The sequence below is a fragment of the Sphingomonas horti genome (assembly GCF_009753715.1).
Taxonomy (GTDB): Bacteria; Pseudomonadota; Alphaproteobacteria; order Sphingomonadales; family Sphingomonadaceae; genus Sphingomonas_B; species Sphingomonas_B horti.
In genome coordinates this window covers 1-15,401 of sequence record NZ_WQMS01000005.1, presented here as the reverse complement: position 1 = coordinate 15,401, position 15,401 = coordinate 1, and the positions used below count along the sequence as shown (strand labels likewise).

At 60.6% G+C, this 15,401-nt stretch carries 15 protein-coding genes; 5 read left to right on the top strand and 10 right to left on the bottom strand.

Annotation, left to right across the window (positions count from 1 at the left end; translation table 11 throughout):
* Positions 1 to 260: 260 nt before the first annotated feature.
* Positions 261 to 458, bottom strand: a complete 198-nt coding sequence (locus GON01_RS03570; RefSeq protein ID WP_157026013.1) for a hypothetical protein — start codon at positions 456 to 458, stop codon at positions 261 to 263.
* Positions 459 to 642: 184 nt separating this feature from the next.
* Complete coding sequence (locus tag GON01_RS03565; protein WP_157026012.1) at positions 643 to 822, bottom strand: hypothetical protein; 180 nt, start codon at positions 820 to 822, stop codon at positions 643 to 645.
* A 229-nt stretch (positions 823 to 1,051) separates the two neighbouring features.
* Here GON01_RS03565 and GON01_RS03560 point away from each other — a divergent pair, with 229 nt between their 5' ends.
* Positions 1,052 to 1,225, top strand: a complete 174-nt coding sequence (locus GON01_RS03560; protein WP_157026011.1) for a hypothetical protein — start codon at positions 1,052 to 1,054, stop codon at positions 1,223 to 1,225.
* A gap of 297 nt (positions 1,226 to 1,522) precedes the next feature.
* Here GON01_RS03560 and GON01_RS03555 read toward each other — a convergent pair whose 3' ends face one another.
* Entirely contained in the window at positions 1,523 to 3,184 is a 1,662-nt protein-coding gene (locus GON01_RS03555; protein WP_157026010.1) for an ATP-binding protein, read from the bottom strand.
* Positions 3,174 to 4,670 carry an ATPase domain-containing protein gene (locus GON01_RS03550; protein WP_157026009.1) on the bottom strand — a complete coding sequence of 499 codons (1,497 nt, stop codon included), beginning with the start codon at positions 4,668 to 4,670 and terminating at the stop codon, positions 3,174 to 3,176. The genes GON01_RS03555 and GON01_RS03550 overlap by 11 nt, the downstream gene beginning before the upstream one ends.
* A 358-nt stretch (positions 4,671 to 5,028) precedes the next feature.
* Between GON01_RS03550 and GON01_RS03545 the strand changes: the two genes are divergently transcribed.
* The 3 genes from GON01_RS03545 to GON01_RS03535 all read left to right on the top strand — a co-directional run bounded on the left by GON01_RS03545 (position 5,029) and on the right by GON01_RS03535 (position 8,528).
* A complete protein-coding gene (locus tag GON01_RS03545; protein ID WP_157026008.1) occupies positions 5,029 to 7,155 on the top strand; it encodes a histidine kinase dimerization/phosphoacceptor domain -containing protein in 2,127 nt (708 codons plus the stop codon).
* A gap of 5 nt (positions 7,156 to 7,160) precedes the next feature.
* Entirely contained in the window at positions 7,161 to 7,709 is a 549-nt protein-coding gene (locus GON01_RS03540) for a biliverdin-producing heme oxygenase (protein ID WP_198159771.1), read from the top strand.
* A gap of 180 nt (positions 7,710 to 7,889) precedes the next feature.
* Positions 7,890 to 8,528: a PAS domain-containing protein gene (locus GON01_RS03535; RefSeq protein ID WP_157026006.1), complete on the top strand. Its 639-nt coding sequence runs from the start codon at positions 7,890 to 7,892 to the stop codon at positions 8,526 to 8,528.
* On the opposite strand, the gene ispH is transcribed toward GON01_RS03535, so the two are convergent.
* From ispH to GON01_RS03510, 5 genes are read right to left on the bottom strand one after another with little or no spacing between them, the layout of a single operon-like run.
* A complete protein-coding gene (ispH, locus tag GON01_RS03530; RefSeq protein ID WP_157026005.1) occupies positions 8,461 to 9,510 on the bottom strand; it encodes a 4-hydroxy-3-methylbut-2-enyl diphosphate reductase in 1,050 nt (349 codons plus the stop codon). The genes GON01_RS03535 and ispH overlap by 68 nt on opposite strands.
* Positions 9,511 to 9,566: 56 nt before the next feature.
* Positions 9,567 to 10,010, bottom strand: coding sequence for a DUF2141 domain-containing protein (locus GON01_RS03525; protein WP_198159770.1), 444 nt, complete (start codon positions 10,008 to 10,010; stop codon positions 9,567 to 9,569).
* Between the two features lie 19 nt (positions 10,011 to 10,029).
* Positions 10,030 to 10,356: a hypothetical protein gene (locus GON01_RS03520; RefSeq protein WP_157026003.1), complete on the bottom strand. Its 327-nt coding sequence runs from the start codon at positions 10,354 to 10,356 to the stop codon at positions 10,030 to 10,032.
* The gene (locus GON01_RS03515) at positions 10,353 to 10,562 is read right to left on the bottom strand and encodes a hypervirulence associated TUDOR domain-containing protein (RefSeq protein ID WP_157026002.1); all 210 of its coding nucleotides are present in this window, start codon (positions 10,560 to 10,562) and stop codon (positions 10,353 to 10,355) included. The genes GON01_RS03520 and GON01_RS03515 overlap by 4 nt, the downstream gene beginning before the upstream one ends.
* A 25-nt stretch (positions 10,563 to 10,587) precedes the next feature.
* Positions 10,588 to 11,037, bottom strand: a complete 450-nt coding sequence (locus tag GON01_RS03510; RefSeq protein WP_157026001.1) for a pyridoxamine 5'-phosphate oxidase family protein — start codon at positions 11,035 to 11,037, stop codon at positions 10,588 to 10,590.
* Positions 11,038 to 11,493: 456 nt separating this feature from the next.
* Here GON01_RS03510 and GON01_RS03505 point away from each other — a divergent pair, with 456 nt between their 5' ends.
* Positions 11,494 to 14,583, top strand: coding sequence for a response regulator (locus GON01_RS03505; protein WP_157026000.1), 3,090 nt, complete (start codon positions 11,494 to 11,496; stop codon positions 14,581 to 14,583).
* A 306-nt stretch (positions 14,584 to 14,889) separates the two neighbouring features.
* Here the strand turns inward: GON01_RS03505 and GON01_RS03500 are convergent, their stop codons facing one another.
* Entirely contained in the window at positions 14,890 to 15,150 is a 261-nt protein-coding gene (locus GON01_RS03500) for a hypothetical protein (RefSeq protein ID WP_157025999.1), read from the bottom strand.
* Between the last annotated feature and the right edge of the window lie 251 nt (positions 15,151 to 15,401).

Genomic DNA, 15,401 nt, shown 5'->3' with positions numbered 1-15,401 from the left:
GCTTTGTGCTTCAGCACGGCGGCCTTGACCTCATCCTTTGTGAGGTTGAGGTTGATCGCTCTGCTCATGGGTTCTCCGGGTTTGAGGAATTCAAGTCGAGGCAAGCGGCAGCATCAGTTCTGCGCACTTCAGCATGACGACGCCGCTTGGGCGTCCCAGGCGTCTGGCAAGGCTGCCCAGGGCCTCGCCGCTTGTCGCAAGCGTCCTCAGCACCACCAAATCACCGTGTGTCCAGCGCCGCTGCGAATGAGATCGCCCGCTCATTGAGCCTCCGGAGAGCAGGCGCCCTTGGTTCCGGTTGCACCAGGAACCAGTTGCATGCGCTCTCTCGCGATGAGAGCACGCAGCTCCGCCGCCCTTCCGAAGTGCAGAGCGATTTCAGCCGGGTCGAGAGTGCGCATGCCGAGCCGGCGCTCCTCGAGTTCGTTCTGCCGATTGAGCGTTTCAGTGGGGCTCATGCGCCCTTCCCCTTTCCGACCCTGAACTGGCGGGCTGCCGCTCGGGACCGACCATAGTCCCAGCCCCGGAACCAGTTTCTGCCCTCGAAAAAGCTCGGCGAAAAAGGACAGCTCGACCGAGCGGCGCCTCGCGCAAAGGCCCTCATGCCCAGACCGAATGGGTCGGAACGGGTCTCGGTGCTGCTCATGTCAGCATCGCAAATGCAAGGTGACGATGCGGATAGGTGGTGAGGCGCAGGCTCTTCGCGAGTCCTGCAGCGCTCGTCAGGTGGCGATCGCGCGCTTCTCTTGCAGGCGCGAAGCGAGCGCGGAGCAAAGAGACCTGCTCCTTGGCCAAAAGTGAATTGATATCCAAAACACGCACTCCCATGCAAAAGCGAGAGCAAAAAAGACTCTCTGGCACGAGAAGCGAGCTACCAGCTGCAGGTGATGCCTTCCTCATAGCACAGCCGGCAGAAATGAGGGCCATGAAATCTTACGGATGCGCAGTTATTTATATCCACTTCGAACGATCAGAATATTTATGTGACGGACCGGGGCTTATTTTACGCACGGCGCGTTGAGAGAAAATTCAGCAAAAAACCGAGGCGCCAGTGACCGAACGTATCGTGGCTGTCGCGCTTGTAACGGAAGCCGAGCTCCAGTTGCTCCGCGAAGGCTTCAATCGAGCCTTCCCCGTCGATGAAGCACCGCGCTTCAGCGGCCTTTTGCACGCCATCGACGACGCCGATCGCGCGTTCAGCGCGATGCTCCGACCTGACGACTAAGCCACGACCGCGCCAAACTCACGAATGGAAGTGAACTTCGCTAAGCAGAGTGCTACACGAAAGCCGCGTCCGGTTGAGCACCGCCGGAACTGCGCGCCAAGCGCACTTTGCCGTCTTAGCGAGAATGAGGCGGCTACGAGGCTAAGCGCGTGCACTTTGCCGTAAGCGCCGGTAAGCAAAACCGTCGGAGCGCACATGTTCGCTGCAGCCGATCAGCGCTTCAAAGGCCGCTAACATCAAGCCAAGTAACAAATCGTGAGGTGTTCGGACTCGCGCTCTACCATCCTGCTCATTAGTCTATGCCAGCTCACCGGAACGATTCGTGTCGGACCGGTTCAGCAAAGCGGCGAGCTTGTCGGCCAAGTCCACCTGCCGAAACGGCTTTGCCAGTCGTGCCAGCCTCGCACCCGGTCCTTCGGATATTGTCGAGTAGCCGGTGATCAGCAGGATGGGCAGGTCAGGCGCTATCGACTGTACCTGAACAGCCAGATCAACGCCGTTCATCGCGGGCATCAAATAATCGGTCACTATCAGATCGACCTCGATCCCCGACTGCAGCAGCCGAAGTGCCTCGCTTGCTGAGCCGGCTTCGATGACTTCATACCCGATGTCCTGCATCATATCGGCCGTCCCCCGACGAACGAGCTCTTCATCGTCAACCAGCAAGATTGACGCGCAACGGACGGGCCGGGCGGGATCCAACCTGTCTCGCTCGGTCGTGTCTGGAGCTGCGTCAGAGACTGGCAGCCAGATTTCTGCGGTGGTTCCTTCTCCTGGCATGCTTCGAATATCGAGCATGCCTCCCAGCTGCGCCGCGAGACCATGGACCATGGACAGGCCAAGCCCGGTGCCTTTGCCTACTCCCTTGGTCGTGTAAAACGGCTCGATCGCGCGGGAGAGTGTCAGCGGATCCATCCCAACACCGGTGTCGCTGACCGATATTCGGACATAGTCGCCGGCCGCGATACGTGGCGACGCCGCGGTCGCCTTGTCCGCCGTGATCGTCAAGCGCCCGCCGCCGGGCATCGCATCCCGCGCATTTACGGCCAGGTTCAGGAGCGCAAGTTCCAGCTGATTGGGGTCAACGCGTGCTGCCGGGAGATCAGACGGAATAATCATGTCCACGTCTATCGTGGGTCCAAGCGAGCGTGAGATCATGTCGGCCATTCCTTCAAGCAGTGACGAGATCGACACTGCTCGTGGCTGAAGATCCTGACGACGCGCGAAGGCGAGCAAGCGCTGGACGAGAGTTGCGGCGCGGCCGGCAGCCTGGAGAGCGGACTCGACCAGCCTGGATGAGCGCGGATCATTTGCAAGTTTTCGGCGCAGCAAGTCTAGATTGCCAATCACCGGCGTCAGCAGGTTGTTGAAGTCATGGGCGACACCGCCAGTCAGTTGGCCAAGCGTCTCCAGCTTCTGTGCTTCATGTAGCTGGGCCACGGCTTGATCATGTTCGCGCGTTCGCTCCTCGACTCGGGCTTCCAGCGTCTCGTTCGCGCGCCGCAATTCATCCTCTCTCTGTCGAAGATCAACAAGCCGCGCCCGAGCCTCATATTGCCGGCGTCTGCCTCTGAGCGCCGATTGAGCCAGGCTGACTAGCGTCGTGGGATGAAAGGGTCGCTCAAGAAACGTCACGTTTCCAAGCATCCTGAGAAGCCTGACGGCATCGGGGTTACGCTCCAGGCCGCCGCCGCGGCGCGTCAGAAGTACGAACGGAAAGTCTGACCATTCAGGCTGCGACGATATCCATTTCGAAAGGCCGTGCAGATCCGCGCGCAACAGCGCTTCCTCGGTCACGATCGAAAGTCCCGCGCCCTCGTCTAGTCCCAACAGAAGCGCTGCTATGTCGCCGCAGATAGTGGATCTAATGCCTGCTTCAGCCAGAACGCCGCTGGCAATCGCGGCGTCGCGACCGGCCGGAGCAAGGATAAGCGCGCGCTCGGCAAAATCACCCCGCAATCGACTGCCCGATCAGTTTTGTCTCATCAACTTCGACGAGTTCGGGGACGCCTCGAAGCACGCCTTGGAAGCCAGTCAGGGGTTCGCCGAGCGTGATCCCGTTCGAATGGATCTTGTACTCACGAATCGTGTCTTCGTGGGCGCTGGTGCGCTTCTTGATAACCGAAATTGCGCGGCGGACCCGACCGGCCGCTTCGAAGTAACGCAGCAGGATTACGGTATCTGCCAAATACGTGACATCAACTGGCGCTTTCATGTCGCCAACCAGACCATGCTGGGCCACCGTAAGGAAGGTGGTCGCGCCTTGGCGATTCAGGAATTGCAGCAGTTCATGCATGTGCAGGATCAGCTGCCGTTCTTCCGGCATCGCCGCCTGATAGCCGTTGAGGCTGTCGATGATGACGGTGCGGGCGCCGTGTGTTTCTACGCACTCACGCACCATCTGCGCGAATTCGCCGGGCGCCATTTCTGCAGCGTCGATTTGCGTCAAGGTGAGTTCACCCCGATCGACCATGTGTTCAAGGTCGATGCCCAATCCCTTGGCCCGCTCGACCAACAATCCTTTCTCTTCGTCAAATACGAACATGGCCGCCTTTTCACCCCGAGCGATTGCGCTCGCCGCGAACGTCAGCGTCAGCAGAGACTTACCCGTGCCAGCAGGGCCGAGCACGAGCGCACTCGAGCCGCGCTCGATGCCGCCGCCGAGCAGCGCATCGAGCTCGCGCGACCCGCTGCCGAGAGCAGACCTGTCAAATTTCGTTCGATGCTCGGCTGAAATCAGGCGAGGAAAAACCCTAACGCCGCCCGTCTCAATGAGAAAGTCATGATAGCCGCCGCGATATCGCTGCCCGCGGTATTTGATGACTCTCAGGCGCCGCCGCTCACCCCCGAAATCCGGGGTGAGCTCCTCGAGGCGGATAACGCCATGCGCGACGCTGTGCACCGTCTTGTCGTGGACGTCGCTTGTCAGATCATCGAGCATCATAACGGTTAGGTTGCGGCGCGAGAAGTAGTGCTTCAGTGCAAGTATCTGTCGCCTATACCGCAACGAACTTTGCGCAAGAAGCCGAATTTCCGACAGGCTGTCGAGAACCACCCGAGTCGGGTTTACGTTCTCGATGGCTTCAAATATCCTTTTTGTTGTCTCTCCCAATTCCAAATCAGAAGAATAGAGCAGACTCTGTTGCTGATCATCGTCAAGTAGACTTTCCGGTGGCACAAGCTCGAATAGTTCGAGTGGGTCGGTGAGCGTCCAGCCATGTGAAGCGGCGCTGGCGCGAAGCTCATCTTCGGTTTCGGAGAGCGTAATATAGAGCCCAGTCTCGCCTTCAGCAGCGCCGGAAAGCAGGAACTGGGTGGCTATCGTCGTCTTGCCGGCTCCCGGGCTTCCTTCGATCAGATAAACTCGGCCTCTGACGAAGCCGCCTGCTAGTACATCGTCCAGCCCGTCCACACCTGTCTTCGCCTTCGGTATCTCGTCGCGCATTCGGGTCTGGTCTCCTTAGTCGCATCCAAACTGGTCGATTGCAGAGGCGTAATGAACTCGCTGACGGGAAGGAAGTTGCAAAGCATCCGAAAGGTGCTCGCTCAGACCCGATCAGCGGCTCCAGACTCAAAAAAATGCGCCGTCACCCAATCCGCCCTCGCATACTTCCCCCCTTGAAACGCGCGGGTGTCAGCAGGCGCCGTTACGTCGAACCGCAACAACTTGAGAAATGGCCAGCAGGTCCCGGCAATCGTGCCAACATTGGGGAGCCGAGCGTTGACAAGGTCGTCCCGGCTCGCAAACAACTTACAAGGCCGTGCCAATTCCCGCATGGTCGGGCCAAGCGGGACCGTAGAGCATGCACACTGCCGATCTGTTGAGTTGCGAAAGCGAGCCAATCCATATTCCGGGGGCGATTCAGCCACATGGACTCTTGCTCGTCGCCGACGCCGCCAGTCTAAATGTTGTTGGAGGCGCCGGAGCCATCGAGGAGCGCTTGGTCAGCGACTGGTCGGGCGAGCCGCTCTCGCGCTTACTCGGCCAAGACGTAGCCGGGCAAGTTGCCGCATCGCCGCCAGACGTACGCACGTTGCCGCTTGAAGCGCGCGTTGCGGGCCGCAGTGAATATTTTGATGCCGTAATGCACCGAGCCGGATCGCATCTGCTTGTCGAGCTTGAGCCCTCCCCAGGACCGCCTCCCGGCGCTATGCAGATGCTCGCGCGGCTCGACGGAATGGCGCGAGCATTCGAGCAAGCCAGCAGTATGGCTGAGCTGTGCCAGCGCGCGGCCAAGGCGATCCGCGCAATTACCGGTTTCGATCGGGTCATGATTTACCAGTTCATCGATGACGCTGCCGGACGGGTCCTTGCAGAGGATCGCGATCCGTCGCTGGAGAGTTTTCTCCACCATCACTTCCCCGGAAGCGACATTCCGCGTCAGGCCCGCGCACTTTATCTGCGCAACCGCGCACGCTCGATCCCTACCGTTGACTACCAGCCGGCTCCGTTGCGCCCCGTTTCGCTCGGCAGCATTGATCTGAGCGACGTCGGCCTACGCAGCGTGTCGCCCGTGCACCTCCAATATTTGCGCAACATGGGTGTGGCTTCGTCAGCCTCGTTTTCGATCGTCAGAGACTCCTCTCTGTGGGGATTGGTGGCGTGCCATCACCGCACGCCTTTCGCGATTTCGCGTGAGACCAGCATTGCCGCGAGCGCGCTTGCCAACGCGCTGTCGCGCCAGATTGCCGCAAGAGAGCAGCATCTCGCCTACGAAACCCGCCTGCGCTTGCGCGCCGCTGTGGACGAATTGGCCGGAAGCTTTGAAGACGATCGAGCGCTGGACGTAATCCTTAGTGAAACCGGGGAGAATTTGCGTCGGATCTTTGAAGCTGACGCCTTCGTCTATGTGGCCGACGACCACCTTCAGCAACATGGCGTCGTACCCCTGCCTGAAGAGATTGGGACGCTGGCTGCCTGGGTCCGGGAAAAAGCTGGAGGCGCAGCCTTCTCCACGCACACGCTAAGCCAGCTCTATCCGCCGGCGGCGGCCTGGCCCGAGCTTGCAAGCGGCGTCCTGGCTGTACCACTCGCGGAACAAGGGTGCATGTTGTTGTGGCTTCGGGTCGAGCGTGTCGAGGAAGTGCGATGGGCAGGTGAGCCGCACAAACTGCACCAGTCCGGCGCGGATATCCCGCTGTCTCCGCGTCGTTCATTCGCGAGTTGGGCTGAGACAGTTCGAGCGCGCGCGCGGAGTTGGTCGATCGAAGAGATTGATGCGGCCCGTCGGCTTGCCCGACGACTCGACGAAGCGCGTAATCACCGTCGCATCAGAGCCCTCAATCGGGAGCTGAGGGTTACGCTTGATGAACGAGACGCATTGCTTGCGCAGAAGGATCTGCTGATGCGCGAAGTCGATCATCGTGTGCAGAATTCGCTACAGATGGTCACATCCTACCTAATGCTTCAAGCGCGAGACGCGGGGCCTGGGCCGCTCGCCGATCGGTTGGCGGAAGCGCAGGCGCGCCTGTCCGCAGTTGGGCTTGTTCACCGTCGACTTTACCGTACCGATCATCCGGCGAGCCTCGAACTAGGCGATTATCTCGCGGATTTGCTCGGCGATCTAAGACAAGCGCTCGGCAAGGAATGGGCGCCACTGCTCACCGAACGCCTCGCGGCTATACTGGTGCCGACCGATCGTGCGGTTCCGATCGGACTCGTGATGACAGAACTGGTGATTAATGCAGTCAAATACGCGTATGACGGGCGGCCGGGGCCAATCCAAGTGGTGCTCGAGCGGCATGGTGCGGAGTTCCGAATGACGGTTTCGGACAGAGGCAAGGGCCGGGACACCAGCGGGACCGTGGAAGGAAGTGGATTTGGAAGTCGAATGATCGCGGCGACGGTGCGGCGCCTCGGAGGCAGTCTCGAAGAGATGGAAGGCTCGCCAGGCCTTCGCACAACACTTACGGCCCGGATCGCGAAATAGACGCCATGGTTGTCGAGCCGAGACCGAGCGAGACCTTGCGTGCACGACTGCGAGCCGCGACCGCCGACGATCACACGCGCGTCGATGAACTGGCAGGTCGCTTCAATCTTGGCGAACATGCCGGCTATACGGGTTTCCTCGTTGCACAGATGCGCGTATTGCCCGCGATCGAGGCGCGGTTGATGGAAGGGCCGCATCCTCCCAGATGGGAGGAACGGGGACGCGCGGCGGCACTGGCATCCGATTTGGCTGCCCTTGGTGTTTCATCGCCAAGGCCGGTCCCGATACTTGCGCTCGACACGCCTGCTGAGCGGATTGGTGCAGCCTATGTGCTGGAGGGCTCGAGACTTGGCGCGGCAGTGCAGAGCCGCTTTGTAACACGTTCGCAACCGGAAGCGCCGCGGGCCTTTTTAGATCACGGTGCCGGACAATCCTTTTGGCCGGAATTCCTATGTTGGCTCGAAACTCAGCCACAAGAGACAAGCGACCTCGCCGGGATGATCGCTGGGTCTCGCGCAACCTTTGCAGCGTTCGCCCATGCATTCGAAACGTGAGGCAAATGGGGTTGGTCGGCGAGTCTCAGCTGGAGCCAGCATTTCGCGCCAGTCGACGGCATCGCCATCCCTGGCGACAACGTGCGCCGATTTTCACCGGCACCGAGCGCTCTGCTCCAACGGAGCGATCATCTCAGTCAGCAACTCGAAATGAGCGCGCGGTCTCGCTACCAAGCGGCAATGAGTGCAACTGAAAGCCAGCCCCCATTTTCGATCGACAAGACGCCCCTTGCTACCGTCATCACGAATCCGCGGCTGAGCGATAACCCGATCGTTTCTGTCAATGACGCGTTCTGTTCGTTGACTGGCTACTCCCCTGACGAGGTGCTTGGCCGCAACTGCCGCTTTCTGTGCGGTCAGGGCACCGAACCGGCAGTTCGCCGCATCTTAAGGGAGGCGGTGGCGGAGGCACGTCATGTGCTGGCGGAGGTGACGAACTACCGCAAGGATGGAAGCGCGTTTTTGAATGCCGTGATGATCGCGCCATTGCTGGATTCTGCCGGAGCCGTCGCTTGGTTCGTTGGCTCCCAGATGGATGTCAGCGACGCGCGAGCCGGCATGTCAGCCCGCAAGCGGGCGGCCGGGAGCCTTGTCGCGCGTCTCACCGTTCGTCAGCGTGAAGTGTTGGAGTTTATGGTCGCCGGTTATAGGAACAAGCAAATCGCCGGTTTTCTCGAGATCAGCGAGAAGACGGTGAAGATGCACCGGAAAGGCCTGCTCACAAATTTAGGTGCGCTCACCTCCGCTGACGCTATTCGCTTGGCGGTCGAAGCGGGCGTCGAGCCTCGGCGCTCGGGGCCGGAAGACGCCCGCGGCTGATCTCGACAGGCTTGAACGTCTGCGTCTCTTCGGCGACCGCGATCTCGCGAATATGAAGTCGGTAGCGGGTGCCGAGTTTTTCCAGCACTGCATTGACTGACTCCTCCGGCGTCGACGCGGCGGCCGTGACGCCGATCGTGCCGCCCGCAGGTATCTTGTCCCAGTCGATTGCGTTCGGCTCAGCGACCAATTGCACTGATTTGCAGAATTGCCGCCCGACTTCGGCCAGCCTGTTTGCATTGGACGAAAAAGACTCGCCTATCACGATCAGCGCTTCGACCTGGATAGCGATGATCTCGGCCGCCGTCTGACGATTACTGGTTGCATAGCAGATGTCGGTGGTTCGGGGGCCCGCAACGTCGCTGAACCGTGCTGCGAGCCGTTGAACGATTTCTGCCGCGTCAGAAAGCGCGAACGTTGTCTGAACCGCGTATGCCACCGGATGCTCACGCGGCAGCGTCAAAGCATCGATCTCCTCCAAGGTGCGCACCAGCGTCGCGGCTCCAGCTGGAAGACGGCCAAGCGTTCCCTCGACCTCCGGATGGCCGTCGTGACCGATGAGCACGACGTGGCGCCCATCCGCATAGTGTCGCTCGACCTCGCGGTGCACTTTTGCCACCAGTGGACATACCGCGTCATGCACGATCAATCTGCGAGCGCTTGCCTCTTCACGAACGGCAGGGGCAACGCCGTGCGCGGACAATATGACGACGGAGCCGGACGGCACTTGGTCCAGCTCCTCGACGAATATGGCGCCCTCGGCCTCCAGGCTTCGAACAACGGCAAGGTTATGGACGATAGGCCGGCGAACATAGACCGGAGCGCCGTATGACCTAAGCGCGTCCTCCACCGCGTCGATGGCGCGGCGGACCCCGGCGCAGAAACCCCGCGGCGAGGCGAGCAGCAGCTCCAGCTCGGGCAGGAAGGCTGTATCCGGCGAACTCCTCGCAGCACCTGCGGCCGGAAAGGCGAAAAGACTCATCCTTCTGGCTCCTCGGCCGAGAAGCTAACGCGGCAATGCCCAAGGCTCCACATGGCCTAAAGCAGGTAGCGCATGCGAACCAAACGCGTGGCCAAACCGGGTTCTACTAAGAACACTGCCTGATCAAAACTGGGCGGTCCAAATACGGGCATGTGCTCGCCGGAGAACCCAAAGCCTTCTTTCGGAACGCTGAGAATGGAATCGAGACGACCATTTCGATTTTCGTCGTGAATGATGGCCAGTGCATAGGATCCCGGTGACAGGCCGTGGATCTGCACAGAGGCTTGCGAGGCGGGAACGCTGATCCGGATCGCATCCGGGTCGCCGGAGCAGGTCGGGAAATGCCGGGGCTTCTGCGTCAGGCAGAGACGGAGCAAACCGCGGTCGTTGCGGACGCGATCGATATTCACGTTGAGCTCGGCGCCCGGGCTGTGGCTGGCAAGCAGCGCCAATGGCAGTGACGCAAGGCCGAATTTGCAGACTGCCGACGTCACCCGCACCGGAGGCCTCCCCAAGATATCACGACAGTTTGCGCCGCTGCTGAGCGACCCATTTTTTGCCTTCCTCGCCGCCCCACAGCAGCCAAGCGATAAATCCTGCCGAAGGATCGTCGTCCGAGCCCCAGCAATGCCGGCTGGTGTTCTTGTCCACCTCATGACGTGCGAAGTAGCTGAACATGGATTTGATGTCGGCTGGCTCCAGATCCTGCCGTTCGATGAGCTGACGCGCACGACGGACGCCCACTTCGGTCCCGCCGCGACCGAATCGTTCCCGAAGCGCAAGGCCGCGCTCCGCATTCGCTGCCATCTTGGCAGTCGGCTTGAACGTGCTTGATTGCGCGCTCATTCCTTGCTGAGCGCGTCCGGCCTGTGCGCCGCCCGCTTTCCCTCGTCAGTTTCCACAATGTATTGAGGCTTTTCCGGAGTGGCAGCGACAGTGTGTCCTTTGATCCGGGTGCGGCCCGTCTCCTTACGCACCACTTTGCCATGCGCTTCCCCGCCATGGCTTTTCCAAGTGACTGGATCTCCGGCCTTCAGCTTGGCCTTGGCCATCGCAGCTTCACCCCTGCACTGTGGTCTACGCGACGGGTCGGCCGAGGTTTAGCTCGCCTTCGTCCATACCGTCCCAATAATGCAGGCGCTGGGCGTTGACCTCGATGAGGATCAGGCCAGGCGTGTCGATGCCGAGCTTGAACCAAGCATCCAGATCTTTCGTCCAGTGCTCGGCGAAGCGGTTCTTGTCCTGATTGAGCGTGGCGCCGCCCTCCAGCGTGAGGAAGAATGGCTTTGTTCCAAGCAGCCCCGATTTCGATTGATAGACAAGCGCGACGTTGGGCTCGCGGCGGATGTCTCGAACGGTATTCGTATCATCGCGCGTGAAAAAGAAACTGTCGCCGTCAAACTCGACCTGGCGATTATTGCTCATCGGCCGCCCGGCGATGGAGCCGTCTTCGCTGCGCGTCATCAGCACGGTGAAATCGATGTCGCGCATTTTTTCTGAAATATCGGCAAGGTCGAGCGTCGCCATGATTGCTCCTTAAGGCTTTGTCCTGCGCCGCTAACGCGGCGGACGCTTGCAGGTGCCACGACATGGACCAAAGCAGGTAAGGAAGCAGTTTTCAGCACCTGTGGGGTAAGCGCGAAGACCGTTGGAAAGAGGCTCGGAATGGCGGCGTTCCCGTCACTTTCGTCACCTGGCGCCAAACGCATGCGCAGCGTACGAATGTCCAGACAAGCTCGATGCTGCTAGGTGCGCCCGTGGTTCAGCATTGCCCCATTTTGGCAAGTGGAGCTCGGATTTTGCCCGTCCCATTGCGGCTCGCTCAGCCGTCGCGTTCAGCCAAAGTTAGGCCACAGTCGGAGAGAACCCAGGCGCCCAATCAGTCATTGTGACCGTAGACGAGCTACTTAGTAGCTGGCACCCGCGAAGAATGAGCTAATGCCTGCTGTTGGACTTGCATTTTCAAGGCTGTAGGAGCGCTCCATGGCCAGTGATCGTATCCCGCCAGCGGCGACCTCTCCAAACAGCGCGCCCCGATCCGAGCGCAGCTTCGAGGCCCGGCTAACGGCCCTGCTGGAACTCAACGACCGTTTTCGCGACTTGGAGGATCCGGCCGAGATTGCGTATGCCGCCGCCGAGATTCTCGGCCGGACCCTGGACGTGAGCCGGGCTGGCTACGGCACGATCGATCCGAAAGCCGAGACTATCACGATTGAGCGCGACTGGAACGCGCCTGGAATTCAAAGCCTAGCAGGAGTGCTGCATTTCCGAGACTACGGCTCGTATATCGACGATCTGAAGGGGGGGCGAACGGTCGTATTCGCGGACGCTGAAGAGGATCCGCGAACCGCAGAGACGGCGGAGGCGCTCAAGGCGATCAGCGCTCAGTCTGTGGTCAACATGCCGGTCAACGAGCAAGGCGGTTTTGTCGCTCTGCTTTATCTCAATCACGCTACCGCTCGCGAGTGGAGCCGTGACGAACTCGACTTCATCCGTGACGTGGCCGAGCGCACCCGTGCCGTCGTCGAGCGCCGGCGAGTGGAACAGGAGCTTAAGGAAAGCGCGGAGCGATTCCGAACCGTCTTCGAGAATGCAGCGGTCGGGATGATCGAGATTGACGCCGACTGGCGGATTCTCGGTGCGAATGCCGCTTATTGCGACATAGTCGGAATATCTCGCGACGAGCTGGTTGAGCAGAACTGCCTGGCGTTCACGCACGAGGATGATGTCGAACTCAGCCAGAGCGCACTACGCGCGGCCGCCGCCCGGCCCAAAGGCGAACGGATCAGCTTCGAGAAGCGCTATATTCGCAGTGACGGGCGCGAGGTCTGGATCCGGAGCAACCTCGCCAAGATCAGCGGCCATGGTCCGACCGCCCGCTTCCTGAAGATCGTTGAGGACATCACTGAGGCGAAAAGGACGCAAAAGGCGCTCGAGGAACAGCAGCAGATGCTGGAGACGCTGAACCAGACCGGCGCCGCGCTCGCCGCAGAGTTGGACACCGAAAACGTGGTGCAGATCGTCACGGACGCGGGCGTCCAACTGACAGGCGCGGCGTTCGGCGCCTTCTTCTACAATGTCATCGACGACCAGGGCGAGGCTTTCCTACTTTTCACGCTATCGGGTGCGGACCGCGCCGATTTCGAGAAGTTCGGCCATCCCCGTGCGACCGCCGTCTTCGGCCCCACCTTCAGGGGGGAGGGCGTGGTCCGCTCCGACGATATCACCGCAGACCCGCGCTATGGTCAGAACCCGCCCTACAAGGGCATGCCTGAGAACCACCTGCCGGTCAGGAGCTATCTCGCCGTACCGGTGACATCCCGATCTGGCGAAGTGATCGGCGGCCTGTTCTTCGGCCATCCCGAGGTGGGAGTCTTCACCGAGGGCTCGGAGCGTCTAATGGTGGGCCTCGCCGGACAGGCGGCAGTTGCCCTCGATAACGCGCGACTGTTCCAGGCGACCCAACGCGCGAACCAGACGCTCGAGCAGCGAGTGGAGGAGCGAACCCGCGAGTTGCAGGAGGCGAACGAAGCGCTCCGTCAGGCGCAGAAGATGGAAGCGGTCGGCCAGCTGACCGGTGGGATCGCGCACGACTTCAATAATCTTCTGACGGTCGTCACCGGCAATATCGACATGGCGAACCGGTCGCTCGCCGCGAGCGGAAGTAGCGATGCGAGAGCACGCCGCGCGCTCGACAATGCGCAAAAAGGCGCCGAGCGCGCCGCCGCTCTGACCCAGCGCCTCCTCGCCTTCTCCCGCCGCCAGCCGCTCGCGCCCAAGCCAATCGAAGTAGACCGACTAGTGCTCGGGATCTCCGACATGCTCAACCGGGCACTGGGCGAGATCGTCGAACTGGAGATCGTCACAACCCCAGGACTTTGGAGAGTGGAAGCCGATCCCAACCAGCTTGAAAGCGCGCTCCTCAATCTCGCGGTCAATTCCCGCGACGCGATGCCAGGCGGGGGCAAGCTGACAATCGAGACGGCAAACGTGCGGCTCGAGGATAGCTATGCCGCGACCCATGCCGAGGTATCTCCGGGCCAGTATATCATGATCTCCGTCACCGACACCGGCTCCGGCATGTCGAAGGAGACGATCAGCCGAGTATTTGAGCCCTTCTACACGACGAAGGAAGTAGGAAAGGGAACAGGGCTGGGCCTGTCGATGGTCTATGGCTTCGTCAAACAATCAGGCGGTCATGTCAGCATCTATTCCGAAGAGGGACATGGAACGACAGTTAAGATCTACCTTCCGCGCCTGCTCGGCGAACAAGCCGTGGAAGACGAGCCGAACCTGACCCAAGGCCTGGAACGCTCACGGCGCCAGGAAACGATCCTCGTTGTCGAAGACGATGACGACGTCCGCGCCTACACGGTCGAATGCCTCCGCGAGCTCGGCTATCGCGTGCTCGAGGCGCATGATGGCGCGTCCGGGCTACGATTGATCGAACGGCAGGCAGATCCCATCGACTTGCTGTTCACCGACGTTGTAATGCCGAACATGACAGGGCGCGAGCTTGCAGACAAAGCCCGCGCCCTGCAGGCCGGGCTGAAGGTGCTCTACACGTCCGGTTATACACGTGACGCGATCATCCATGGCGGCCGGCTGGAGCCCGGTGTGGACATGATCGCCAAGCCGTTCACCTATCATGCGCTTGGTCAGCAAATCCGGGATGTACTCGATCGGGGGCGAACCGGGCGCCTGCTGGTTATCCAGGCCAACGGCGCCGTTCGGGTGCTGACGGTCGAGGCGCTGACTGAGGCGGGCTATGCGCTTGACCAGGCAGCCAATGGGGTTGAAGCCCTGTCCAAAATCCGCGCGGCGCAAGGGCGCTTCGACGCGGTGGTTCTCGACACCGACATAAATGGCAATGGCGCACACCGTCTGTTCGAAGAAATTCGCGCGTTGCGCAGCGATCTTGCCGTACTGATCACCACAGAAGACGGCACCGAAGCGCTGTTCGAAGATGACCGGCAGGATCCGTGTCTCGCGTTGGTCGCCAAACCCTTTACCGTTGGCCAGTTGAGGGAGAAGTTGGCTGAACTCGACGTAAGGTGTCAGCGCCATCACTGAGCCGGGTGGACCTGAGCCTCCGCTTTCCGTCTGCCTTTCATTAAGTTGTCAGTCCGATTTCGGCCAACTCGTGCCGGGGGAGTGCATCGGGCGCGCCAGAACTCCACGATCTATAAGGCAGGTCAGGTGACAAGGCCCTCGAGCAAGCGGAGGCCGCTAGGGCCCCTGGCGCTCCCGTCAGGAACCTGGTGGACAAGCTGCATATAGCCGAGAGCTAGCGGCTACAATTTTCGTTGATGATAATCCGGGCGCGGTGTCCCTCAATCAATCATCGAACGTCGGAACGGCAGCAGGTAACGAAGATTGTCATCGCGTGGCCAGACGAGAAATCCGGTAAGCAGGATGGCGCCGAGCACCGATGTCCACGGAAGCGTATACAAGTGTGGATAGAAGGCCGGCAATACCGATCAGCAGCACTACGTTCGCCGGGATACCAAGTCTCGCGTTCGCCTTGACCACCCAAGGCGCCTGCTGGTCATCCGGGATGAGATCGCGAAGCATGAAAAGGATCGCTTCGATAGTGATTGCCCATCCCGCCATGACTGATGCATTGGCTCGATTTTCCATCGGCACCCCCATTCGCGATTACAGCGACCGTTGCGCGTCTATAATGACTTTTGCAACTGTCCCGGGTTGCAAGTTTGATCCGGCCAGCCTGCGTTCTGCTTTGACGGACTAGAGTCCGCAATGAGTCGCAGGAAGGCGTCGACGATTACCGAGAGATCGCCGTTTGGAACTGATCGGCCCCCACCGAGTGGTCCGGGTTTGATGTTAGTGCATTCGTTCCTCCGCCGCCATGCCCGCCCGTAGGTGGAGCG